General features: G+C 68.6%; 22 protein-coding genes. 5 read left to right on the top strand and 17 right to left on the bottom strand.

Going from position 1 to position 22,062, the window contains the following annotated elements; all coding sequences use genetic code 11:
• Nucleotides 1-92 precede the first annotated feature (92 nt).
• The 12 genes from RQG82_RS15290 to RQG82_RS15235 all read right to left on the bottom strand — a co-directional run bounded on the left by RQG82_RS15290 (nt 93) and on the right by RQG82_RS15235 (nt 11,878).
• Nucleotides 93-959 (bottom strand): alpha/beta hydrolase, encoded by an 867-nt coding sequence (locus RQG82_RS15290; RefSeq protein WP_311259852.1) that lies wholly within the window; start codon nt 957-959, stop codon nt 93-95.
• A gap of 110 nt (nt 960-1,069) precedes the next feature.
• On the bottom strand, nt 1,070-1,723 hold the full coding sequence (locus tag RQG82_RS15285) for a hypothetical protein (RefSeq protein WP_311259851.1): 654 nt from the start codon (nt 1,721-1,723) through the stop codon (nt 1,070-1,072).
• A 156-nt stretch (nt 1,724-1,879) separates the two neighbouring features.
• Nucleotides 1,880-2,323, bottom strand: a complete 444-nt coding sequence (locus RQG82_RS15280) for a GyrI-like domain-containing protein (protein WP_311259850.1) — start codon at nt 2,321-2,323, stop codon at nt 1,880-1,882.
• 36 nt (nt 2,324-2,359) lie between these two features.
• Complete coding sequence (locus tag RQG82_RS15275; protein WP_311259849.1) at nt 2,360-3,316, bottom strand: siderophore-interacting protein; 957 nt, start codon at nt 3,314-3,316, stop codon at nt 2,360-2,362.
• Nucleotides 3,306-4,106 carry an ABC transporter ATP-binding protein gene (locus tag RQG82_RS15270; RefSeq protein ID WP_311259848.1) on the bottom strand — a complete coding sequence of 267 codons (801 nt, stop codon included), beginning with the start codon at nt 4,104-4,106 and terminating at the stop codon, nt 3,306-3,308. Before RQG82_RS15270 ends, RQG82_RS15275 begins: the two co-directional genes overlap by 11 nt.
• On the bottom strand, nt 4,103-5,185 hold the full coding sequence (locus RQG82_RS15265) for a FecCD family ABC transporter permease (protein WP_396653630.1): 1,083 nt from the start codon (nt 5,183-5,185) through the stop codon (nt 4,103-4,105). The genes RQG82_RS15270 and RQG82_RS15265 overlap by 4 nt, the downstream gene beginning before the upstream one ends.
• A complete protein-coding gene (locus RQG82_RS15260; protein ID WP_311259975.1) occupies nt 5,182-6,204 on the bottom strand; it encodes an iron ABC transporter permease in 1,023 nt (340 codons plus the stop codon). The genes RQG82_RS15265 and RQG82_RS15260 overlap by 4 nt, the downstream gene beginning before the upstream one ends.
• 53 nt (nt 6,205-6,257) lie before the next feature.
• A complete protein-coding gene (locus RQG82_RS15255) occupies nt 6,258-7,292 on the bottom strand; it encodes an iron-siderophore ABC transporter substrate-binding protein (protein ID WP_311259847.1) in 1,035 nt (344 codons plus the stop codon).
• 370 nt (nt 7,293-7,662) lie between these two features.
• The gene (locus RQG82_RS15250; RefSeq protein ID WP_042538190.1) at nt 7,663-7,866 is read right to left on the bottom strand and encodes a cold-shock protein; all 204 of its coding nucleotides are present in this window, start codon (nt 7,864-7,866) and stop codon (nt 7,663-7,665) included.
• Between the two features lie 77 nt (nt 7,867-7,943).
• Nucleotides 7,944-10,841 carry an AAA family ATPase gene (locus RQG82_RS15245; protein WP_311259846.1) on the bottom strand — a complete coding sequence of 966 codons (2,898 nt, stop codon included), beginning with the start codon at nt 10,839-10,841 and terminating at the stop codon, nt 7,944-7,946.
• A gap of 68 nt (nt 10,842-10,909) precedes the next feature.
• On the bottom strand, nt 10,910-11,239 hold the full coding sequence (locus tag RQG82_RS15240; RefSeq protein ID WP_311259845.1) for a hypothetical protein: 330 nt from the start codon (nt 11,237-11,239) through the stop codon (nt 10,910-10,912).
• 183 nt (nt 11,240-11,422) lie between these two features.
• Nucleotides 11,423-11,878, bottom strand: a complete 456-nt coding sequence (locus RQG82_RS15235; RefSeq protein WP_311259844.1) for an SRPBCC family protein — start codon at nt 11,876-11,878, stop codon at nt 11,423-11,425.
• Nucleotides 11,879-11,999: 121 nt separating this feature from the next.
• Here RQG82_RS15235 and RQG82_RS15230 point away from each other — a divergent pair, with 121 nt between their 5' ends.
• On the top strand, nt 12,000-13,034 hold the full coding sequence (locus tag RQG82_RS15230) for an FUSC family protein (protein ID WP_311259843.1): 1,035 nt from the start codon (nt 12,000-12,002) through the stop codon (nt 13,032-13,034).
• A gap of 123 nt (nt 13,035-13,157) precedes the next feature.
• On the opposite strand, the gene RQG82_RS15225 is transcribed toward RQG82_RS15230, so the two are convergent.
• Complete coding sequence (locus tag RQG82_RS15225; RefSeq protein ID WP_181164294.1) at nt 13,158-13,325, bottom strand: hypothetical protein; 168 nt, start codon at nt 13,323-13,325, stop codon at nt 13,158-13,160.
• A gap of 104 nt (nt 13,326-13,429) precedes the next feature.
• Here RQG82_RS15225 and RQG82_RS15220 point away from each other — a divergent pair, with 104 nt between their 5' ends.
• From RQG82_RS15220 to RQG82_RS15210, 3 genes are read left to right on the top strand one after another with little or no spacing between them, the layout of a single operon-like run.
• Nucleotides 13,430-14,098 carry a DNA alkylation repair protein gene (locus RQG82_RS15220; protein ID WP_311259842.1) on the top strand — a complete coding sequence of 223 codons (669 nt, stop codon included), beginning with the start codon at nt 13,430-13,432 and terminating at the stop codon, nt 14,096-14,098.
• Nucleotides 14,099-14,144: 46 nt separating this feature from the next.
• Nucleotides 14,145-14,858 carry a purine-nucleoside phosphorylase gene (deoD, locus tag RQG82_RS15215; RefSeq protein ID WP_311259841.1) on the top strand — a complete coding sequence of 238 codons (714 nt, stop codon included), beginning with the start codon at nt 14,145-14,147 and terminating at the stop codon, nt 14,856-14,858.
• Between the two features lie 55 nt (nt 14,859-14,913).
• A complete protein-coding gene (locus RQG82_RS15210) occupies nt 14,914-17,427 on the top strand; it encodes a DUF3516 domain-containing protein (RefSeq protein ID WP_311259840.1) in 2,514 nt (837 codons plus the stop codon).
• Nucleotides 17,428-17,496: 69 nt separating this feature from the next.
• Here RQG82_RS15210 and RQG82_RS15205 read toward each other — a convergent pair whose 3' ends face one another.
• Genes RQG82_RS15205 through RQG82_RS15190 form a run of 4 tightly spaced genes read right to left on the bottom strand, consistent with a single transcriptional unit; the run spans nt 17,497 to nt 21,267 of the window.
• Nucleotides 17,497-18,576 (bottom strand): acyltransferase family protein, encoded by a 1,080-nt coding sequence (locus RQG82_RS15205; protein ID WP_311259839.1) that lies wholly within the window; start codon nt 18,574-18,576, stop codon nt 17,497-17,499.
• The gene (locus RQG82_RS15200; RefSeq protein WP_311259838.1) at nt 18,573-19,529 is read right to left on the bottom strand and encodes a D-alanine--D-alanine ligase; all 957 of its coding nucleotides are present in this window, start codon (nt 19,527-19,529) and stop codon (nt 18,573-18,575) included. The genes RQG82_RS15205 and RQG82_RS15200 overlap by 4 nt, the downstream gene beginning before the upstream one ends.
• Nucleotides 19,526-20,662, bottom strand: coding sequence for an alanine racemase (gene alr / locus RQG82_RS15195; protein WP_311259837.1), 1,137 nt, complete (start codon nt 20,660-20,662; stop codon nt 19,526-19,528). The genes RQG82_RS15200 and alr overlap by 4 nt, the downstream gene beginning before the upstream one ends.
• Nucleotides 20,659-21,267: a M15 family metallopeptidase gene (locus RQG82_RS15190; protein WP_311259836.1), complete on the bottom strand. Its 609-nt coding sequence runs from the start codon at nt 21,265-21,267 to the stop codon at nt 20,659-20,661. The genes alr and RQG82_RS15190 overlap by 4 nt, the downstream gene beginning before the upstream one ends.
• Nucleotides 21,268-21,369: 102 nt before the next feature.
• Here RQG82_RS15190 and RQG82_RS15185 point away from each other — a divergent pair, with 102 nt between their 5' ends.
• Nucleotides 21,370-22,041 (top strand): response regulator transcription factor, encoded by a 672-nt coding sequence (locus RQG82_RS15185; protein ID WP_311259835.1) that lies wholly within the window; start codon nt 21,370-21,372, stop codon nt 22,039-22,041.
• The last annotated feature ends 21 nt before the right edge of the window (nt 22,042-22,062 follow it).

Genomic DNA, 22,062 nt, shown 5'->3' with positions numbered 1-22,062 from the left:
GACACCTCACGGCGGAATTCGTGCTCTGTTCCGGCATCCGGTGCCAGGTGGAGCAGCGTCGTCTGCGTTCGTCTGGCACCGCCACTCCGGGTCTACGCCTGGTCCAGCACTTCACGGAGCTTGGCAGCGAAGGCCTCGGGCTGGCCGGCGTAGCCGAACTCGCCGCCCATGAAGCCGCCGTGATGGCTGGGGAAGACCGTCGCCTGCTGGCCGAGCTGCTCGGCCAGGGCGATCGCGGTGCGACCGGTGTAGACCTTCAGTGACTCCTCCCCGACCGCCACGACGATCCGCGTAGGCGCGGCCCTCAGCGCCTCTATGTCCGGAACGTAGAGGGGCACAGCCCACGACAGTTCCGACAGCAGCGGGTCGTCGCGCTTACCGTCATCGTCAGTCGGCATTCCGAATGCCGCGGGGTCGGGCACCGGCTGCGCGAGGAACTCATCGGTGACTTCGCCCTCCCACGAGGTCATCGCGATGAACGCCGCCATTCCGGCTCCCGAGCCCCTGTCTTGATACACCTGCGTGTAGGCAACCCGCGCACGATGAACAGCGTCGGCATCCGGCAGCACACTGTCGATCGGCGGCTCGTGTGCGACCAGAGTCGCGACGTCGTGCGGGTGGGCCGTGACCAGGGCGAGTGCGGTCACCGCACCGCCGCTGCTCGCGAGCATGTCGACGGGGCCTGCGCCGAGCGCCTCGATGACCGCGTGGACATCCTCGGCCTGGGTTTCCGGCTCGTTCGTGACGCCGCCGTCCTTGCGCGCGCTCGGGCCCAACCCTCGTGGGTCATAGGTCACGACGGTGCGATCGTCGAACAGCGCCACCTGGGCCTGGAATCCGCTCGCGTCCATCGGCTGACCGATCATCATCAGCGGAGGGCGACCGTCCGCAGTCGGCAGCGGCCCGTGCACGTCATAGACCAGATCGACCTCCGGTAGCTCGAGCGTGTGCTGCGTCATGGACGGCCTCCTCGTCGTCGAACGATTCCACTGGGATGCTACGACGCGGCACGCTCGTGCGCCACCAGGTCAATCCGTCGCGATGCGAAAGGCCCGTCTGAGGGTTCGACTCACTGAAAGGTCGTGACGGCAAGGTCGATCAGGGGCAGGCTGTCGCGGGGCACGACGACAGTGCAGACCACGTGCTCGTCGACGCGGAACCCGACCGCGTAGACGAAGGGATCGGTGTCGATCTGCACGCCCGATCGATTCTGGCCGTCGACCGTGACAACGGCATCCCTCGCCGTCGATGTCTTCGCCTCCCAGCCGCCGTCGTCGCCCTCGCTCGGCAGGTCGGGGAGTCCGAGATCCTCACGGAATCTGTTGCGCAATACGTGATTGGCGTGGTCGACCAGCTGCTGCGAGAGCGAATGCCGCTCGGGATCGGGCGACGCCTGCCAGCTGGTGCGCACCGCCTCCCAGAGCATCGGGTACTTGAGCAGCTGAGCCCGCTCGATCAGCCACGCCGGACGACCCCACGGCGGTTCCTCGTCGATCGACCGCCGAAGGCCGGGGTCCAACTCGATCTCGTTTCGAGGGTCGGAATGGTCGTCGGGATGCCTCCACAGCGTGTAGTTGAGCGACACCGACGACTCGGCCACTCCCATTGGCGCGCCCGTTCCCGCCCGCACGCCCGTTCCCATCTCCATGAAACCGGCGCCCGGTATCCGCGTGAGCGACGGCTGCGGTCGCAGCTGGAACACCGGGAAGGAGAGCGCGCGCACGCGAGCTTCGGACTCGATGCTCGGGTCGGGGCGTCCATCGGCACTACTCCGGCGTACTCCATGCGCTCAGTCTGACCTCTGCCGAGACGGATCTCCAGGACTCGGAGTGCGATTGCTCACGCGCGCGAGCGGAGTCGCCAGCAACAGACCCCAGCGTCAGCGCTGCGAGCTGATCGGCACGAGACAGTCGACTTCGCCCTCGCGGCGGTAGGCCTCGATGTGCGGCCTTTCGGCGTCATGGTTTGCGCGCGCGAACAGCACATCGAAAGCATCCGAGATCTGCCCATAGACATCCGGCGCCTCACCGCGCAGTCGCAACCGCAGGTAGTCCCCGCCGGGGATCGTCGTCTCGTCCAGGCCGAGTGCGTTCTCGGCGTCTCTCGCCAGGCGCACGCATGCCAGGCGATATACCGCGTTGCCTCCGTAGACGAGCCCCAGCATCCTGCGCCCCTGCAGCGAATCGAAGGCCCGCTCGAACGCAGGCCACGCCGATTGCACCGCCTCGATATCGAGGGCGACGTCTCGGCTGAGCGCAGGAGCGTCGACGAGCGTGACGACGTCGATGCGACCGAGTTCATGTGTGACCGGATAGTCGTCCATGCCCTCGTGTCTAGCACTTTTCCGCCGTTCGGCGACTCAGCCGCGCATGGCGACGCCGCGACGCCAGTAGCCCATGAAGGCGACCTGCGAGCGGTCGATGCCGAGATCCTTGACCAGGTGGCGCCGCAGCGTCGTGACGACGCCGCTCTCGCCGGCGATCCAGAAGTAGCGCTCGGCGGGAGCATCCGCCGCCGCGATCTCCTCGCCGAGGCCCGAGTAGTCGGGGGTCTCCCAGAGCAGGTCCTCGGACTCGATGTCCTTCACGTCGATCTCGTCGGCGGCGTCGGCATCGCCGAGGTATTCGAGCACGGCGGGGATGAGCCGAACGCCATGGGGCTCGCCCGCATCTCGGGGCAGCCAGTGCACCTCGACGCCAGCGGGAGCGTCGATGCGCAGGATGTCGGCGGGCGACGGCACTTCGATGAACGCGCAGCCTCGGAGGTCGCTCGGGGCGTCTTCGAGGATGCGGGCGATCGCGGGAGCCGCGGTCTCGTCACCGGCGAGAACAACCGACGCAGCAGTGCCGGGTTCGTACTCGGCACCGCCGTGCGCCGCCGCAGCGACCCCGCGACGCGGTCCGACGATGAACAGCTCCTGGCCGGCGGCGGCCGCATCGGCCCACCTCGACGCGGGGCCCGTGAGCCCGGGCGCAAGGTGCAGCACGAAGTCGACGTCGAGCTCGGTGCCGGCATCGGTCACCCGCAGCGCGCGCACCGAGTAGGTGCGCATGGATCCACGCTCGCCCTCTGGCACCGCGAGGTACGAACCCCACCAGTCGTCAGTCTCGCGATCGAGTTCGGGAAGGATGCCGGATGCCGGCGGGAACACGATCTTGATCCGAGAGTCGAAGGTGTCGCCCGGTGTGCCGAACTCGAAGAGGTCGTCACCGCCGAAGGTGACGCGCACGAAGTTCGGCGACACCCGTTCGACCGCGCGCACCTCGGCGCGGGCCAGCACGTAGGTGGGGCGTTCGGTCGTCGTCTCAGCGGACATGATGCCTTCCGATCGGGGTGACCATCGGCTTTCCCGAGACCGGGTCGATGGTGATCTGGTTCGCGAGGTCGAAGACCTCTTCGACGAGCTGGGCGGTCACGACATCCTGCGGAGCGCCGGTGGCGTGCACCCTGCCTTCCTTCATCGCGACGAGCTCGTCGGAATACCGCGCGGCGAGGTTGAGGTCGTGCAGCACCATGACGATCGTGGTGCTGCGCGAGACGCTCAGGTCCGTGAGCAGGTCGAGCACCTCGACCTGGTGCGCGACGTCGAGGAACGTGGTCGGCTCGTCGAGCAGCAGGATGTCGGTCTCCTGCGCGAGCGCCATCGCGATCCACACGCGCTGACGCTGGCCGCCCGAGAGCTCGTCGACGCTGCGGTCGGCGAGGTCGGTGGTGCCGGTCGCTTCGAGGGCATCCGCCACGATCTCGTAATCGTGGGCGCTCCAGCGCGCCAGCATCTTCTGATGCGGATGCCGTCCGCGACCGACGAGGTCGGCGACGGCGATGCCCTCCGGCGCGACGGGCGACTGCGGCAGCAGACCGAGGATGCGCGCGACCTCCTTGGTGGGGCGCGCATGCACCGACTTGCCGTCGAGCACGATCTGACCGGCTGTCGGAGAGAGCAGACGCGCGAGCGAGCGCAGCAGCGTCGACTTGCCGCATCCGTTTGCTCCGACGATCGTGGTGATCTTGCCGGGGGCGATCGCCAGGTCGAGGCCGTCGATGATCGTGCGGTCGCCGTAGGCCAGAGTCACGGCCTCGGCCGTGAGAGTGTGCGCCTCGGTCACAGTGAGCCTCCCGAGCGATTGGTGCGGATGAGCAGGAAGATGAGATACGGAGCGCCGAGCACGCCGGTGATCACGCCGACCGGGTAGCGATCCCCGAACGCGAACTGGCCGAGCAGGTCGCCGCCGAGCACCAGCACGGCTCCGACGAACGCGCTGGGGACCAGCAGGTTCGCGCCGGGTCCGGTGATGCGGGCGGCGATCGGACCCGCCATGAACGCCACGAACGCGATGGGGCCGGTGGCGGCGGTCGCGAAGGCGAGCAGAGCGACGGCGCCCAGGATGATCAGCAGGCGCGTCACGTTGACGCGCACCCCGAGACCGGATGCCGAGTCGTCGCCGAGCTGCAGCGCCCCCAGCGACCTGCCCTGCGAGAGCATCAGCGGCAGGATGATGGCCGCGGCGATGGCGAGCGGCATCACCCGCTCCCAGGAGGCGTTGTTCAGGCTGCCGGTGAGCCACTGCATGGCGGTCTGGATGTCCCAGCTCGCCGCCCGCGACAGCATGTACGAGATGACGCTCTGCAGCATCGCGGCAACGCCGATGCCGATCAGGATCAGTCGTGTGCCTGCGAAGCCGTTCTTGATCGACAGCAGGTAGATGACTCCGGCGGTCACGACCGCACCGCCCAGCGCGAGAAGCGACACGACGGGTCCGTTGACGGAGAGCACGATGATTCCGAAGACCGCCGCAGCACCGGCGCCGTTCGAGATGCCGATGATGTCGGGTGACGCGAGCGGGTTGCGCAGCAGCGTCTGGAATGAGACGCCCGCGATGCCGAACGCGAAGCCCGAGAGGATGGCGAGCACCGCTCGCGGCAGCCGCAGCTCGCCGACCGTGAACGACGCCCCCGGCACGGTCTCGCCCAGGATGACGCGGATCACCTCGTCGAGCGGATAGAACGTGTTGCCGATCATCAGGGCGACGGCGAAAAGCACCACGAGCATCGCGCCGAGCACGATGGTAGCCACCGCGTGACGGCGGTGTCGCGAACGGCGTCCTGCGACGATCGTGGCGACCTGATCGCGGCGTGCGTCGGATGCCGTCAGGGTCTGGGAGGCGCCGCGGTGGATGGTGCTCACAATTCACGCACCTTCTGGCGGCGGACGATCCAGATGAAGAACGGGGCGCCGATGATCGCGGTGATGATTCCGACCTGGATCTCCTCCGAGGACGGAGCGATCACACGGCCCACGATGTCGCTCGCCAGCAGCAGCGCTGCGCCGGCCACGGCCGAGAACGGGAGCAGCCAGCGGTGATCGGTGCCGACCAGCATCCGGCACATGTGCGGGATGACGAGTCCGACGAAGCCGATCGGGCCGGCGATCGCGGTGGCGGCACCGGCCAGGATCACGGCGCCGAGCGCCGACATGAGGCGCGTGCGGAAGACGTGCTCGCCGAGCCCCTTGGCCATGTCGTCGCCCAGGGCGAGGGAGTTCATGCCGCGGGCGCTGACGAAGCAGATGAGCGCTCCGAGCGCGAGCACGGGAGCGGTGATCGCGATGCGCGGCCATTCGGCGCCGCCGACACCACCGATCTGCCACGACTGGAACGCCTGCAGCAGGTCGACGCGCGGCAGCATGATGGCGCTGATGAGCGAGGCGAATGCTGCGGAAGTCGCTGCACCCGCAAGCGCGAGCTTGAGAGGGGTGGCACCGCCGCGGCCGAGCGAGCCGACCGTATAGACGAAGGCTGCGGCGAGTGCGGCGCCGATGATCGCGAGTGCCATCTGGCTGTAGGCGTCGGTGAGGCCGATGAACGCGAGGCCGATGACGACGGCGAGCGAGGCGCCGTTCGAGACACCGAGGATGCCGGGGTCGGCGATCGGGTTGCGGGTGACCGCCTGCATCGTCGCGCCGGAAAGGGCGAGAGCGGCGCCGACCAGGATCGCGAGCACGGTGCGCGGAAGGCGCTTGATGATCGCGGCCTGGGCGAGCGTGTCATCCTGCCCGCTGAGCGCGGCGAAGATGTCGTCGATGCTCACGGCGCGCACGCCGAAGCAGATCGACAGGATGCAGAGCACGAGCAGCACTCCGAGACCGACGAGCAGCCAGAGTGAGCGCGCCCATGCCGGGCGCCGCAGGTCTGCGGTGCCCGGCATGGAAAGGGTGACAGCGGTCACGGGAATTCAGTGCGCGAGGGTGACCCTGAAGGTCACTTCGCGGCGAGCGGTGCCGCCAGCAGGCCGAGGTAGTCGGAGAGACCCCACGGGATCGACAGCGGCGACGGGTTCGCCGATGCGGCGATCGGCGTGGCATCCGGGAGGATCGCGATGCGGCCCTCGGCGATCGCCGGGATCTTCGACAGAAGCGGATCCGCCTGCAGCGTCGCGATGAGCGACTCGTCGCCGTAGGTCACGAAGACATCGACATCAGCGAACTTGTCGGCCTCTTCCGAGCTGACCGTCAGGTAGAACTCGTCGCTGTCGGCGTTGTCCTCGACGATCTGCGGCAGCGGCAGACCCAGGTCGTCGTGCAGGTAGCCGGGGCGCGTGTCGATCGCGGTGTAGTAGCCGACCTGGCTCAGGTCGCTCGGGTCGACGTAGGCGAAGAGGACCTTCTTGTCCTTGAGCGCGCTGTTCGCCTCGAGCGCGGCCTCGGCGTCAGCGTGCAGATCCTCGATGAGGGCATCGCCCTCTGCCTCGAGGCCGAGAGCCTTCGAATTCATCTCGATCATCTCTTCGACCGGCGTGCCCCAGGCGACCTCGGGGTACGCGACGACCGGAGCGATCTTCGAGAGCGTGTCGTACTCCTCCTGCGTGAGGCCGGAGTACGAGGCGAGGATCACGTCGGGCTCGGTGTCAGCGACAGCCTCGTAGTCGATGCCGTCGGCCTCGTCGAACAGCACGGGCTCTTCGCCACCGAGCTCGTCGAGCTTCTCTTCGACCCAGGGCAGGATGCCGTTGTCGTCGTCGTCGCCCCAGCTCGCCTTGCTCATGCCGACCGGCACGACGCCGAGAGCCAGCGGCACCTCGTGGTTCGCCCAGGCGACCGTCGCGACACGTTCGGGCTTCTTCTCGATCGTGGTCTCGCCGTAGACGTGCTCGATCGTGACGGGGAAGGCGCTGTCATCAGCGGGGTTTCCGCCGGCGGAGTCGGAGGCCGAGTCGTTCGACGGCGTCGCGCAGGCGGTGAGGCCGAGGGCGAGGGCCGCGGCGACACCGGCGGCGAGAAGACGAGAGGTGCGCACAGGCATTCCCTTCGGGTTGGGATGAGGGGGGTGCGGCGCGGAGGGGCGCCAGGCTTTGGTAAGCCTCGCCTAATCTAACAGAAAGTTAGGCAACCCTCATCTCGGGTCGGGGCGTGCGCCGGCATCCGTGCCGCGCGTGCGGGGTCGAAAACGCATCCCCCAGGCACGATTCCGATGCGGTTTTGACCCCGCCCGCCCGTTTAGATGCGGAGCTGACCCCGCGCGCCCGTTTAGATGCAGTTTTGACCCCGGGCGGGAACCGAGCGGCGGGGTGCGTCCCGATCATGCCCGCGTCGGAAAGGCCCCCGGGCATGCAGAAAGCCGGCCGGATCCGTGAGGATCCGACCGGCTTCAGGAAGTCTGCTCGCGCTCAGAGAGCGCGGATGTTCGCAGCCTGCATGCCCTTGGGGCCACGCTCAGCGTCGAATTCGACCTTCTGGTTCTCACGAAGCTCCTTGAAACCGGAGCCGGTGATTGCCGAGTAGTGGGCGAAAAGGTCGTCCGTGCCGTCATCGGGAGCGATGAAGCCGAAGCCCTTTTCAGCGTTGAACCATTTCACAGTGCCAGTGGCCATGTGTTTTCTACTTTCTGTTTTCAAACGGCCGCTTGCGCGGCCTGCGCCGTGACGGAACGTCCGACATACGCGCAAGCTCAACGTACCACGGCATGCTGACTTGAAACCCCGAAGTTCGGATTCTTTTGCAGAATCGCCGCCTCGGTGCGCGTGCTGACGCCGAGTTTTCGCAGCACGGCCGACACATGAACACTCACTGTCTTGACGCTTATGAAGAGCCGCTCACCGATCTGACGGTTGCTCAGCCCCTCAGCGATCAGGTCGAGCACCTGCCGCTCGCGGGCCGTGAGCGGGTCGGCATCTGCCTCGGCGCCGCCGACGGCGGATACTGCGGAAAGCCCCGCCGCCGCGGCGAACCCGCTGACGATGCGCACGAGCGGAACGTGGCCGAGCCGCTCAGCCTCATGCAGCGCCTGCCCGACGACGGCGGCCGCTTCGGCGCGGTCTCCTGCCCCGACCAGCAGCCGCGCGAGTACGAGCCGCGTCGTCACACGGAAGGTCACCGGCACGTCGTCTGAACTCGTCAGCTCGACGGCCGCCCGCAGCGCAGGGATCGAGGGCACCAGCAGGGCATCGAGAATCGACCACCACGCATCGCCGCGCAGCTGCTCCGGCTGGGCGAGCCACGCGCCGCGCACCTCGTCGATCGCGTCGTCGATCGACGCCTCATGCTCGGCACCGGACGATCCAAGCTCAGCGATCAGCCACCCTGCTTCGAGAAGGAGGCGCCGCTGGTGCAGGCAGACGGGGCCCGAATCGCGGAGCATCCACCTGATCTCGTCGAGCGCCGCCGCGAGGTCTCCTCGGCTCTCCGCCACGGAGACCCTCATCATGACCTCGTCGTACCAGATCTGCCGTTCGTCATCACCCGTCTCAGCGAACGCAGGATGCCATTCGCGAAGGATCTCGGCGGCCTCTTCGTGTCGACCGCGCCACGACAGCACCCGAACCCGCGTCATCGTGGAGTACATGTGGAAGATCCGCAGAGTGTCTTGGGCGAGTTCGCGCGCCAACATGCCCTCGACGCGCTCGATCTCACCGAGTTCGAGCAGCGGCACCGCCATGTTCTGCGTGATCATCGCGCCGGTGGTGCGCTCGACGCCGTAGGCCCTTGCCCGCGCCATACCGTCTTCTGCCACGACCACGGCGTCTCGGTAACGCCCGAGCAGCGCCAGCAGGTCAGAGTAGTTGACGCGGTAGCGCAGCTCAGGATTGGCGCTCTTCGCGAGGCTGAGCGCGAGCGCATACTCACGATGCGCCTCGGCCAGGTCGCCGAGTTGTGCTCTGGATCCGCCCCGCACATTCGCGGCGATCGATGCCTCGTCGTCGGAACCGGCACGTGCCGCCCTCTCGCCGGCTTCGGTGGCCAGCGACATCGCCTCGTCGAATCGCCCCGCGACCATGTGCCGACTGCCCAGCTGGTTGAGGATCGAGGCGCGGAGTCGATCGTCGTCGACCCGCCCGTCGAGGATCTCGAGCGACTCCTGCAAGAGCGGGATCGCGCCGCGGCGGCCGAGATTCATCGTGTAATACGCCTTGTCGCGCAGCAGTCTCGCGTGCATGCGGGGATCGACGGTCTCGGGGTCGACCTCGTCGAGCGCGAGATTGACCACGGCGAGCGCCCGCTCTCCGTCGCCGCCGTTGCGCAGCACCGAGCCGAGTGCGCGGAGCATCTCGAGCCGACCGAGACCCACCACGCTCTCGGCATCCGGCACCTGGATCCACAGGTCGAGGGCGAGCTCGCCGAAGCGGGCGGCGCTCGCGAACGCGAACCGCGACTTGGCGTCGAACATCGCGGCGACGGCCGCGGCGAGCGCGCGACGGTCGTCTTGCGCGAGCTGCCAGTGATAGGCGAGCGCGGCCGAGTCGGCGGTGTCGGAGCCTTCGCAGTTCTCCTCCAGCGCCTCGGCATACGCTCGGTGCAGCCGCGCCCGCTCACCCGGAAGCAGATCGTCGTGCACGGCCTCGCGCAGCAGCGCGTGCCGGAATCGGTAGTCGTCGTCGGCGACGACGAGGATGCCGCTGAGCGTCGCCTCGCGGATCGCCTCATCGAGGCGTGCCTCGGGCAGTCCTGCGAGCTGGGTGACCAGCGGATGCGTCAACGGGCGCTCGGCGCCCGAGACCACCTGCACCACCCGCCTCGCGTCATCGCCGAGTCGGTCGAAACGGGCCAGGAGCAGGTCGCGCAGGCTGCCGGGAAGCGGCCCCGAGGAGCACCCGGCCAGCTCTTCGACGAAGAAGGGGACTCCTTCGGCGCGGACCTGGATGCGCTCGAGCGCCGCGTCGGTGAGCGGCAGCCCGGTGATCGATTCGGCGAGCTGGCGGACCGCCGACGTCTCGAGCCGTTCGACCGCGACCCGCTCGAGCAGGCGCGCGCGAGTGGCCTCGCCGATGAACCGACTGACAGCGTCGCCGCGGCGGACGTCGTCGGAGCGGCAGGTGAGGAGCAGGAGGATGCGCCCGTGGGTCAGCGTGCGCAGCAGGAAGGAGAGCAGGGCGAGGGTCGATTCGTCTGCCCAGTGCAGGTCTTCGACGACGAGCACCTGCGGCGCGTGCTCGGCCGCGGCCTCGATGAGTGCGGCGATCGCATCGCGCAGCCGGTCGGGGCTGGTCTGCGAGCGCTCGGTGGGATTGAGTTCGGGCAGCAGCATTCCCAGAGCCTCGACGCCGACGCCCAGCTCTTCGCGCACTCGGTCTGCGCTCATGCGCGTGACGATCGAGCGGAGGATGCCGGTGATCGGCCCGAACGGCGTGCGCGACGCCCCGAGATCTAGACACCATCCGACATGCACATCGGCTCGATCGACCACCTCGGCGCCGAACTCGCGCAGCAGCCGGGACTTGCCGATGCCCGCCTCGCCCTCGATGAGCGCCGCGAGAGGCACCCCGTCGACGACTCGGTCGAAGAGCCCGCGCATGACTGCGATCTCGGCCTCGCGGCCGACCATCGCAGCGCTCGCGGCGGAGAGTGACATGGACTCATCGTCCCACTCTCCTCCGACATTCAGGCGGGGTGACGCAGCCGGTGCCAGGGATGCCGAACTCACCGAACCGCCGCGGGCTCGCAGCCGACGGCGGCCAGACGGTCGACTGGTGCAGCGGACGCCTTCTCGGCGGGCGCGGCGACCCGCGAAGCTCGCGGAGCGACCGTCGCGGCGGTGCGCGGGGCGGCTGCGACGGCATCCGGCGCAGTCGATCGCGGACCGGTGATGGCGCGCAGCATCCGCTGTCCGAACCGTCCAACCGGACCGGGAGCCCGCGGGACGATCTGGTCGGCGTGCTCGGCGAGGAAGCGACGACGCTCGGCCGCCCGCTCGAGACGCTCGTTCTCGTACTCGGTGATCTTCTCGGTGAAGTAGGGGTGCTCGTACATGACATCTCCTCAGTTGGGATGTCCCTACACTCCGCTCTGAGGTGCCACGTCGACATCGGGAGGATGCCCTATCTTCTGCGGCGAGCGCGCCCTAGTCGACCGGGGGCAGGCTGCGAGCAGGCAGCGAAAGAGGCCCGGTCGGTGATGGGGGCACCACCGGCCGGGCCTCGGATCAGGGGTCGATCAGGCGTCGACGTCGCCGCGCCAGGCACCGGTCTCGGCGCCGCGCTTCTCGATGAACTCCTTGAAGTTCTTCAGGTCCTTCTTCACCGCGTGCGAGCCGGCGCCCACGAGCGAGCCGACCTTCTCGAGAAGGCCCTCGGGCTCCCAGTCGATCTGCACGGTCACACGAGTCGTGAGCTCCTCGAGCTTGTGGAAGGTCACCACGCCCGCGTGCTCGGTGTCGCCGCCGATGCTCTTCCAGGCGACGCGCTCGTCGGGGTGCTGCTCGGTGATCTCGGCGTCGAATTCACGCGTCGCGCCGCCGACCTTGACGGTCCACCGGTTGTGCGTGTCGTCGATCTGGACGATCGACTCGACCTCGTCGAGGAAGTGGGGGAAGCTCTCGAACTGCGTCCACTGGTTGTAAGCGATGTCGACCGGAACGTGTACGTCGATGGTCTCGATGATCTGCGCCATGTGATGATCCTCACTGTTCGTCGTTCGTGTGATCCCATTCAGCTGCATGCGCCTCGGATTCGCGATGGGGTTGACATCGAGGGCGCCGCGACCGAGCATGCGCGCGAGTAGCTTTGAGTGCATGCGCATCCATGCCGCGATCCGCGCCTCGAAGCGCTCGCCCCTGCTGCAGGTGGTGAAGTCCGCCGCGGCGACGATCGCCGCGTGGCTGCTGGCCGGGTGGGTGGTTCCGGGGCAGCTGCCCGTGTTCGCGGCGATCGCGGCCCTGCTCGTCGTGCAGCCGAGCGTCAACCAGTCGCTGTCGAAGGCGCTTGAGCGCAGCATCGGCGTGATCGTCGGCGTCGTGATCGCGGTGGCACTCGGCCTGCTGCTGGGTTCGCCGAGCTGGATCGTGCTGCTCGCCATCGTGGTGGCCATGCTGGTCGCCTGGGCGTTCAAGGCGACCCCCGGCACCGGGAACCAGGTCGCGATCTCGGCGATGCTCGTGCTCGCACTCGGGTCAACCCCCGACTATGCGATCGCGCGCATCTTCGAGACCCTCATCGGCGTGGTCATCGGCATCGTCGTGAACGCGCTGATCGTGCCCCCGGTGCTGGTCGCGCCCGCCCGCCGCGATCTCGGGCTGCTCGGCAGCGAGCTCGCCGCGAGCCTCGACCGGCTGGCCGACGCGCTGCCCGAACCGCAGACGCCTTCGAAGCTGCAGGAGCTCATGCTCGAGGCCCGGCTGCTGCGCCCGATGAAGGATGCCGCAGAGGCCTCGATCGCGGCCGGCGAGGAGTCCCTCACTCTGAACCCTCGCCGCTCGACGCACCGCGAGGAGCTCCGCGAGATGCGGGCACTGCTCGAGCGGCTGACGCCGATCGTGACGCAGACCATCGGCATGACCCGCGCGTACTTCGACCACTACGACGACTCGATCGGCCAGGAGCCTGCCGTCACGGCGATCGCCGAGCAGCTGCGACGTGCGGGGCACGACGTGCGGCTCGCCGTGCAGATCGCCGACGTGTCACCCGAGCCCGAGACCCTGACCTCGGCGATCCCGGCGCTCACGGCGCCGCTCGTCATCCGGCCGCCGTCATCGACCCACTGGATCCTGATCGGCTCGCTGATGGAAGACCTGCGGCGCATCCGCGGGGAGCTCGTCGACGAGGAGTGAGCGCGCTGTGCTCGCCGCAGCACGCTCACAACTCAGCAGGTTCGTCCGCTTACGGGCACCCTGGCGGCGATTCCTCGGGGCCTCGCGGGATCGATGCTGAGTTGTGAACGCGATGTCGCGGCATCAGTCCTGTTCGGGGTCGTCGGCGAGCACGTCGCCGTCGTCGTCTGAGGCAGGGCCCGAGGGCACGGCCGTCGCCGGCTCGCCCTTGTTGTCCTCGCTGCCGAGGTTGTCGTTCTCCTCTGCACCGGGCGACGACTCGGTGCTGATGTCATTGCTGTCGCGGGTCATGCGCGTTCCTCTCGTCGGCGTTCGGTCTGCGTGCATGCGAGATTAGGGCCCGACGCTCGCAGAAGCCCGGGCCTTGACAAGCACTCCAGGCCTACCCTGTTCATATGCCCGCCATGACCGTGCCCGAAGCCCTCGCAGAGCTGGCCGCGCTCGAGGACCCGAAGATGCGTGCCGCCAACGAGAAGCGCGGCGACGACCACGGCATGAACCTCAGTCGGCTGCGCACAGTCGCCAAACGCATCAAGACCGACCAGCCCCTCGCGAAAGAGCTGTGGGAGACCGGCGAGACGTCCGCCCGCCTGCTCGCCCTGCTCATCTGCAAGCCACGCGAGTTCACCGCCGATGAGCTCGACGCGATGCTGCGCCAGACGCAGGCCCCCAAGGTCAACGACTGGTTCGTGAATTACGTCGCCAAGAAGACTCCGCTCGCTGAAGAGCTGAGACTGCGCTGGTTCGACGACCCAGACCCGACGGTCGCGGCCGCAGCCTGGTCGCTCACGACCGTTCGCGTGGCGAAAGATGCCGAGGGCCTCGACCTCGAGCACCTGCTCGACCTGATCGAGCGAGAACTGGTGGATGCGCCGAAGCGGCTGCAGTGGTCGATGAACGAGACGCTCGCGAACATCGGCATCTTCCACCCCGAACTGCGCGCCAGGGCCATGGAGATCGGCGAGCGCCTGCAGGTGCTCGCCGACTACCCCACCGCTCCCGGGTGCACCTCGCCGTTCGCCCCGATCTGGATCGGCGAGATCGTGCGGCGCCGCGAGGGCTGAGCATCCTCATCGGTTCCCTCATCAGTGGCGTCAGTACGCTGAATCCATGAGCACGCACATCGCCGCACAGCCCGGTCAGATCGCCCCCGTCGTCCTGTTCCCCGGCGACCCGCTGCGAGCGAAGTGGATCGCCGAGAACTTCCTCGACGACGCCGAGCTGTACTCCGAGACCCGCGGGATGCTGGGCTACACCGGCACCTGGCAGGGGCACCGCGTCTCGGTGCAGGGGTCGGGCATGGGGCAGCCGTCGATGGCGATCTACGCCAGCGAGCTGTTCGAGGAGTACGACGTGCAGACGATCGTGCGGGTCGGATCGTGCGGTGCGCTGACAGAGAAGCTCAAGGTGCGCGACATCATCATCGCGAACGGCGCCTGCACCGATTCGGGCATCAACCGAGTGCGCTTCCATGGACTCGACTACGCACCCGTCGCGGACTTCGGTCTGCTGCGCGCCGCGGTCGAGGCGAGCGAGGCCGAGCCGCTCGACGCCGCCGTGCACGTCGGGCTGCTGTTCTCGAGCGACCAGTTCTACAGCACGCGCCCCGAGCTCACCGAGCCGTTCGTGCAGCACGGCGCACTCGGCGTCGAGATGGAGGCGGCAGGCCTGTACACGCTCGCCGCGTTCCACGGGCGCCGGGCCCTGGCCATCTGCACGGTGTCGGACCACATCGTCACGGGCGAGCAGACGACCGCGCAGGAGCGCGAGCAGACGTTCGGCGACATGATCCGCATCGCGCTGCGCGCCGCGACCTCGGTCTGAGACGCACGCTCGTTCGCAGGAGGCGTCGCGCCGGAGGTGGGATGATCGACAGACCATGCCTGCGATCCTCGACCACACCACGCTGACAGACGGATCCGATGCGGATGCCGTCTACACGGCGTTCGTCGAGTGGGCGGAGTCCACCGGCATCAGCCTCTACCCCGCGCAGGACGAGGCGGTCATCGAGATCGTCTCGGGCAACAACCTGATCCTGTCGACGCCCACCGGCACCGGCAAGTCGCTCGTCGCGGTCGGGGCGCATTTCGCCGCACTCGTCGAGGGCCGCCGCTCGTTCTACACCGCACCGATCAAGGCGCTGGTCAGCGAGAAGTTCTTCTCCCTCGTCGATGTGTTCGGAGCCTCGAACGTCGGCATGATCACGGGCGACTCCTCGGTCAACCCCGATGCGCCGATCATCTGCTGCACGGCAGAGATCCTCGCGAACCTCGCGCTTCGCCAGGGCACGGATGCCGCGGTGCACCAGGTCGTCATGGACGAGTTCCACTTCTACGGCGACCCCGATCGAGGATGGGCGTGGCAGGTGCCGCTGCTCGAGCTGCCGCAGGCGCAGTTCATCCTGATGTCCGCGACGCTCGGCGATGTCTCGCAGCTGTCGAGCGACCTCACCCGCCGGACCGGCCGCGACACGGCATCCGTCACGGGTGTCGAGCGCCCGGTGCCGCTGCATTACTTCTACGAGACGACGCCCATTCACGAGACGGTCGACGACCTGCTCGGCACCGGCCAGGCCCCGGTCTACGTCGTGCACTTCTCGCAGGCCGCGGCGATGGAGCGGGCGCAGGCTCTGTCGAGCACCAAGGTCGCCACGCGTGAGCAGCGCGATGAGATCGCCGCACTGATCGGCGGATTCCGGTTCACCACCGCCTTCGGCAAGACCCTCTCGCGGTTCCTGCGTGCGGGCATCGGCGTTCACCATGCCGGGATGCTGCCGAAGTACCGGCGCCTCGTCGAACAGCTGACCCAGCGCGGACTGCTGCGCGTGATCTGCGGCACCGACACCCTCGGCGTCGGCATCAACGTGCCCATCCGCACGGTGCTGCTCACGGCTCTGACCAAGTTCGACGGCACCCGGATGCGGCAGCTCAGCGCCCGCGAGTTCCACCAGATCGCCGGGCGAGCCGGACGCGCGGGCTTCGACACCGCCGGCACGGTGGTCGCTCAGGCGCCGGAGCACGAGAGCGACAACATCGCCGCGATCAAGAAGGCCGGCGACGACCCTAAGAAGAAGCGCAAGATCATCCGCAAGAAGGCGCCCGACGGGTTCGTGTCGTGGGGCGAGCCGTCGTTCCGCAAGCTCATCGACGCCGAGCCCGAGACCCTGACCTCGCACATGCAGATCACGAGCGCGATGATGCTCAACGTGATCGGCCGCGGCGGCGACGTGTTCGGCAACATGCGCGCTCTGGTCTACGACAACCACGAGCCGCGCAAGAGGCAGCGTGAGCTCGCGCTGCGCGCGATCGGCATCTACCGCACCCTGCTCGAATCCGGCGTGGTCGAGCAGACGGATGACGGAGAGATCCGTCTCACGGTCGACCTGCAGCCGAACTTCGCGCTGAACCAGCCGCTCTCGCCGTTCGCCCTCGCGGCGTTCGAGCTGCTCGACCGCGACCCCGCCGCCGGCACGGGCACGGGCTCGTACGCGCTCGACATGATCTCCATCGTCGAGTCGACGCTCGACGACCCCCGGGCGATCCTCGGGCAGCAGGAGTACCTCGCCCGCGGCGAGGCCGTCGCCGCCATGAAGCGCGAAGGCATCGAGTACGACGAGCGCATGGAGCTGCTCGAGGAGATCACGTATCCCAAGCCTCTCGACGAGCTGCTCACGGCCGCATTCGAGACGTTCAGCGCCGCGCAGCCGTGGATCCGCGACTTCGAACTGCATCCGAAGTCGGTCGTGCGCGACATGTATGAGCGGGCCATGTCGTTCGGGGAATACGTCGCGTACTACAAGATCGCTCGCTCCGAGGGCGTCGTGCTGCGCTACCTGTCCGATGCCTATCGCGCGGCCTCGCAGACGATACCCGAAGAGGCGAAGGACGAGGATCTCCGCGACCTCATCGAGTGGCTCGGCGAACTCGTGCGTCAGGTCGACTCGAGCCTGCTCGACGAGTGGGAAGAGCTGGTCAACGGCGTGCTGCAGGGCCCCGACGACGAGCCGATCGTGCCGCCGGCGCCGAAGCGCCTGACCTCGAACACGCGGGCTTTCCGCACCCTGGTGCGCAACGAGCTGTTCCGACGCGTGCAGCTCGCGGCCCGCGAAGACGTCTCGGCTCTCGCAGACCTCGACCCGACGTTCGGTGCGGATGCCTGGTCGGATGCTCTCGACGGCTACTTCGCTGACCACGATGAGATCCTCACCGGCGCGAACGCCCGCAGCGCACAGCTGCTGCTGATCACCGAGGGTGCGACCGAGTGGACGGTGCGTCAGATCCTCGACGATCCGGCGGGCGATCACGACTGGGGCATCTCGGCCACCGTCGATCTCGCTGCGTCCGATGAGGAGGGCGCCGCGGTGCTCACCGTGACGGGCGTCGACCGGCTGTGAAGCGGTCGGATGGCTGGCCTTCTCCCGGCCGGCTGCCCGTATAAGGCTCATCGGCCAGCCGCCCGGGCGTCAGTCAGCCGTCCGGGCCCGAGCCGTCCGGGCCGCGGCCATCCGGGCCGCGGCCATCCGGGCCGCGGCCATCCGGTCGATCGGTTGCAGCGGATCGAACAGTACCCCGAGCCCCACCCGCACGAGGCCGGTGTGCACCGCGAGACAGATCACGATGACGAGCGCGGTGAGCACGATCGGCCAGACGACCTCGACCGCCGGCGTCGCGACCCAGCCCGCTCCGCGCAGCGCACCGTCGATCAGTGCGAGCGGGATCATGTGGATCACGTAGATCGGCAGAGTCCGCTGCCCCACCCACCGCAGCGGCCGGGCGATCACACCCGCATGTCGGTCGAGCATCGCGCCCACCACGACCCCGAACGCCACCGCGACGACCGCGAGCAGCGGCCAGACGCCCGGCCATTGACGCATGCCGAGTACTCCGACCGCTCCGGCGGCGGCGAGGTATGCCGCTCCGAGCATGAGCATCCGTAGCGGTGACGCCTCCGCAGCGAAGTGCTCGATGACGCCCCGCAGTCTCAACCCGGCGAGGAAGAAGAACAGGTTCTGCATGAGCTGCCACAGGTTGCCGAGGTCTGGGATCACGCCCGCCGCCGCGATGGTGGCGATCACGAACGCCACCGGAAGCACCACGGCCGTCGGCAGGTGGCGCACCAGGCGCGCGACGAGCAGGTACACCGAGAGCGCGAGCAGGTACCAGAGGTTCGTCGGGCTGATCGTGAGCTGCGCGAGCAGCTGCCACCCGTTCTCGGCCCTGGCCGTGTCGAAGTCCGGCGTTGCGGCGAGCACGAACGTCTGGATGATGACCCAGATGACATAGACCGCCGCGAGGCGGCCGGCCCGCCGCCGCCACGGGGTGCCTGCGGGAACGTTCACGACGCGACCGGCGAACATCCCCGAGATCAGGAAGAACAGCGGCATCCGCAGCGGCAGCAGTTGCGCGTTGAGAGTCGCCCAGGCATCGGTGACGACACCTGCGCCCTCGACCTCGATCGCGTGTTTGGTCACCACATGCCACAGCACGACCAGGATGATGCAGACGCCCTTCGCGAGATCCGGCCAGCCGACTCGCGCCGTCACCGCCCCGGCACCTCGGCGGCGCGCACGAGTCGCGTCACCAGCTCGACGTACGACACGTCGGCCGCCGCGAACATCCGCGGCACCTGAGATGCCGCGGTCAACCCCGGCATCGTGTTGACCTCGTTGAGCACCGGCCCCTCGGCGGTGAGGAAGAAGTCCATGCGGGCGACGCCGGCGCAGCCGAGCGCGTCGAACATGGTGAGCGCGGCTCGCGTGAGCGACGTCGCCTCACGAACGGACAGGTGCGCCGGCACCGTGAATCGCGCGCTGCCGTCGTATTTCATGGAGGTGTCGAAGAGCCCTGCCGCGTGGATCTCGAGTGGCGGCGCGGCCCAGCGCACCCCTCCGGCATCCCGGATCACGGCGACGTCGATCTCCCTCCCCTGCACGACCTCTTCGACGAGGATGCGACGGTCGAACCGCGCCGCCTCGCGTAGTGCCTCACCCAACTCGGCCTCGTCACGCGCGAGCGAGACCCCGTAGCTCGATCCCGCCGACACCGGCTTCACGACCACTGGGCCCTCGAACTCGGAGTCGCCGCAGTCGGCCGCATCGATCAGGCGCCCTCGTGCTGTGCGCAGCCCCGCCGCCCGGGCCACCAGCTTCGTCGCCCACTTGTCCATCCCGATCGCTCCCGCCCGCGGACCCGATCCGACCACCCGCACGCCCGCGAGCGCACACAGCGACGCGAGCACCCCGTCTTCCCCGAGCGCTCCATGCACCGCGGGGAATACGACGTCAGCGTCGACGATCATCGGCATCGCGAGAGCCAGGGACTCGGCCGCGGTGGCCCCCTCCGTGACTCCCGCGGCATCCCAGCCCCCTTCTCGCGAGATGGTGACCGTGCTGACGTCGTATCCCCCGACACGCAACGCCTCGGCGACAGCCGCGGCCGAGGCCAGTGAGACCTCGTGCTCGGCGTTCTGCCCTCCCCCGATGACCAGCACCCTCACGCGCTCGTCCTCTCGACTCGCGGTCCGATGCCCGTCACGATCGTGTGCGGGATGCTGCCCGCCCACAGAGCCCACTCCTGCACGCTCGGCACGGCGCCACCCTCCGGTCCGAAGACGACGGCGGTCGCTCCCCTGGGCACGGTCAGGTCACCCGTGTCGACGACGATCTGGTCCATCGACACGCGCCCGACGATCGGGCATCGGATGCCGTCGATCGCCACTGCCGCCCCCACGGCGAGTTCCCGCGGGATGCCGTCGGCATACCCGACGCCGATCACGCCCAGCCGGGTCGCGCGCTCGGTCACGTACGCACCGCCGTAGCCGACGGGTGTCCCGGCTGGCGCGACGCTGCTGTGCACGACGGATGCGGTCAGCCGCGCCGCCCCCTGCAGCGCCACGGTCTCTGACGGGTCTATGCCCACGAGTCCCGCACCGATGCGCACCATGTCGAAGTGCGTCGCGGGATCCGTGAGCGCCCCGGACGTCGCCGCGAGGTGCACGATCAGCGGACCGAACCCGGCGCGCAGCACGGCATCCCTCGCCTGCCTCATCCGCAGCACCGCCGGGGCGTTCGCCGCAGGATCCGCGGCGTCAGCGCAGGGCAGATGCCCCATGACCCCGACCACCTCGATGCGACCGCGTCCAGAGCGCGCCACCCGCAGCAGCTCGGCCCAGTCTTCGAGCGGCACGCCGCCGCGCGACATGCCGGTGTCCATGTGCAGATGCACACGCACGCGTCCGTCTGGCAGCGACGACGCATCGGCGATCAGCTGCCGCAGCTCGTCGACGGAGCCGATTGCGATGTCGACGCGATCCACGACGACCTGCGTGACGTCGACCCCCGCCGGGTTCAGCCACGCGAGGATCGGCACCTCGATGCCCGCCTCGCGCAGCTCTGCGGCATCCCCAGCGTCGGTCACCCCCAGCCACCCGGCTCCGGCGTCGATCGCGGTGACAGCGACGGCGACAGCACCGAGGCCGTAGCCGTCGGCCTTCACGACCGCCATGATGCGGGCGTCGGTGGCCGACCGCATCCGCTCGACATTCGCCGCGATCGCGTCGCGAAGCGTGTGCAGGGTCGGTGCGTGCATGCGCGAGAGTGTGAGGTGCGGAGTCGTGAGCGCGGTCGTCATCGCTGGGTCCTCGGGTCGGCGGTCGGGTCGTCGTACATCAGCGGGCATCCGTTGGCCACGGCCGCCGGACGCAGTTCGAAGTGCCACCGCTCGTTCGCATAGATCTGGCACAGACCGAACTCGTCGCCGCGCTGCGCGAGCCAGTCCTGCGCGGTGAGCGGACCGAGGTCGATCGCATCCCCCGACACGTGCTCCGAGTTCTCGGGAGTGGCCACCCAGCGGGCGGCCTCCTCCTCGGATCCGTATTCGGCGACGGCATCCTGCCGCAGCACCTGCTGGTACTCGGCCGACCTCCACCCGCTGTTCACGTGCATGCGCACGCCGTCCTGCTCGGCGGCGGTGGCCGCAGCGCGCACCGCGGCGAGCAGGTCGGAGTCGAGGTTCGTCACGGCAGGGGTCTCATCGAACACCGACACGGTGCCCTCGTCGCGGATCACCCCGTCGGCCTCGGCGAGAGATGCAGGCGAGACGGAAGGTGAGACGGATGCCGAGGCCAGCGACTGCTGGCCGATCAGCACGACCGAGCCCGTGATGGCCGCGGCGAGCAGAGCGACACCGATGATCGCAGTGAGGCGTCGCTGTCTGAGGGCAGTGCGTGTGTTCATGTCCTCAGTCAAGAAGGGGGCCTGTTGCTGCGGCGTATGCGCTTTTGCATATGCTCCCGATATGTCGGGGTGCGTAAGCTCTGAGCACATGGGAGCTGTGCCGTGCGTGTGCTGATCGTCGAGGATGAGCCGTACCTCGCAGAGGCCGTGCGCGACGGACTGCGGCTCGAGGCGATCGCCGCCGACATCGCCGGCGACGGAGACACGGCGCTCGAGCTGCTCAGCATCAACTCCTACGATCTCGCCGTGCTCGACCGCGACATCCCCGGCCCCTCGGGCGATGACGTCGCCCGCTCGATCGTGGCCTCGGGCAGCGGCATCCCGATCCTCATGCTCACCGCGGCCGACCGCCTCGACGACAAGGCGACGGGCTTCGAGATCGGCGCCGACGACTACCTCACCAAGCCGTTCGAACTGCGCGAGCTCGTGCTGCGGCTGCGCGCGCTCGACCGCCGACGTCAGCGCGTGCGGCCCCCGGTGCTCGAGGTGGCAGGGCTGCGGCTCGACCCGTTCCGCCGCGAGGTCTTCCGCGACGGCAAATACGTCGCCCTCACACGCAAGCAGTTCGCCGTGCTCGAGGTGCTCATCGACGCGGGGGGCGGAGTCGTCAGCGCCGAGCAACTGCTCGAACGAGCGTGGGACGAGAACGCCGACCCGTTCACCAACGCCGTGCGCATCACCGTCTCGTCGCTGCGCAAAAGGCTGGGGGAGCCCTGGCTGATCCTCACGGTTCCCGGCGTCGGCTACCGCATCGGGACGGATGCCGATGACTGACCCGATCCACCCGAAGCGGCG

It is taken from the genome of Microbacterium sp. WCS2018Hpa-9 (assembly GCF_031843745.1).
In the GTDB taxonomy this organism is placed as follows: domain Bacteria; phylum Actinomycetota; class Actinomycetes; order Actinomycetales; family Microbacteriaceae; genus Microbacterium.
The sequence above is the reverse complement of the archived record's forward strand: the minus strand, read 5'-3'. Positions and strand labels throughout refer to the sequence as shown.

Bases quoted from the DNA above. Each gene is read 5' to 3' on its own strand.
- RQG82_RS15290 (WP_311259852.1), bottom strand. From the start codon at position 959: ATGACGCAGCACACGCTCGAGCTACCGGAGGTCGATCTGGTCTATGAC.
- RQG82_RS15280 (WP_311259850.1), bottom strand. From the start codon at position 2,323: ATGGACGACTATCCGGTCACACATGAACTCGGTCGCATCGACGTCGTC.
- RQG82_RS15275 (WP_311259849.1), bottom strand. From the start codon at position 3,316: ATGTCCGCTGAGACGACGACCGAACGCCCCACCTACGTGCTGGCCCGC.
- RQG82_RS15260 (WP_311259975.1), bottom strand. From the start codon at position 6,204: ATGCCGGGCACCGCAGACCTGCGGCGCCCGGCATGGGCGCGCTCACTC.
- RQG82_RS15250 (WP_042538190.1), bottom strand. From the start codon at position 7,866: ATGGCCACTGGCACTGTGAAATGGTTCAACGCTGAAAAGGGCTTCGGC.
- RQG82_RS15245 (WP_311259846.1), bottom strand. From the start codon at position 10,841: ATGTCACTCTCCGCCGCGAGCGCTGCGATGGTCGGCCGCGAGGCCGAG.
- RQG82_RS15240 (WP_311259845.1), bottom strand. From the start codon at position 11,239: ATGTACGAGCACCCCTACTTCACCGAGAAGATCACCGAGTACGAGAAC.
- RQG82_RS15235 (WP_311259844.1), bottom strand. From the start codon at position 11,878: ATGGCGCAGATCATCGAGACCATCGACGTACACGTTCCGGTCGACATC.
- RQG82_RS15230 (WP_311259843.1), top strand. From the start codon at position 12,000: ATGCGCATCCATGCCGCGATCCGCGCCTCGAAGCGCTCGCCCCTGCTG.
- RQG82_RS15225 (WP_181164294.1), bottom strand. From the start codon at position 13,325: ATGACCCGCGACAGCAATGACATCAGCACCGAGTCGTCGCCCGGTGCA.
- RQG82_RS15220 (WP_311259842.1), top strand. From the start codon at position 13,430: ATGCCCGCCATGACCGTGCCCGAAGCCCTCGCAGAGCTGGCCGCGCTC.
- deoD (WP_311259841.1), top strand. From the start codon at position 14,145: ATGAGCACGCACATCGCCGCACAGCCCGGTCAGATCGCCCCCGTCGTC.
- RQG82_RS15210 (WP_311259840.1), top strand. From the start codon at position 14,914: ATGCCTGCGATCCTCGACCACACCACGCTGACAGACGGATCCGATGCG.
- alr (WP_311259837.1), bottom strand. From the start codon at position 20,662: ATGACGACCGCGCTCACGACTCCGCACCTCACACTCTCGCGCATGCAC.
- RQG82_RS15190 (WP_311259836.1), bottom strand. From the start codon at position 21,267: ATGAACACACGCACTGCCCTCAGACAGCGACGCCTCACTGCGATCATC.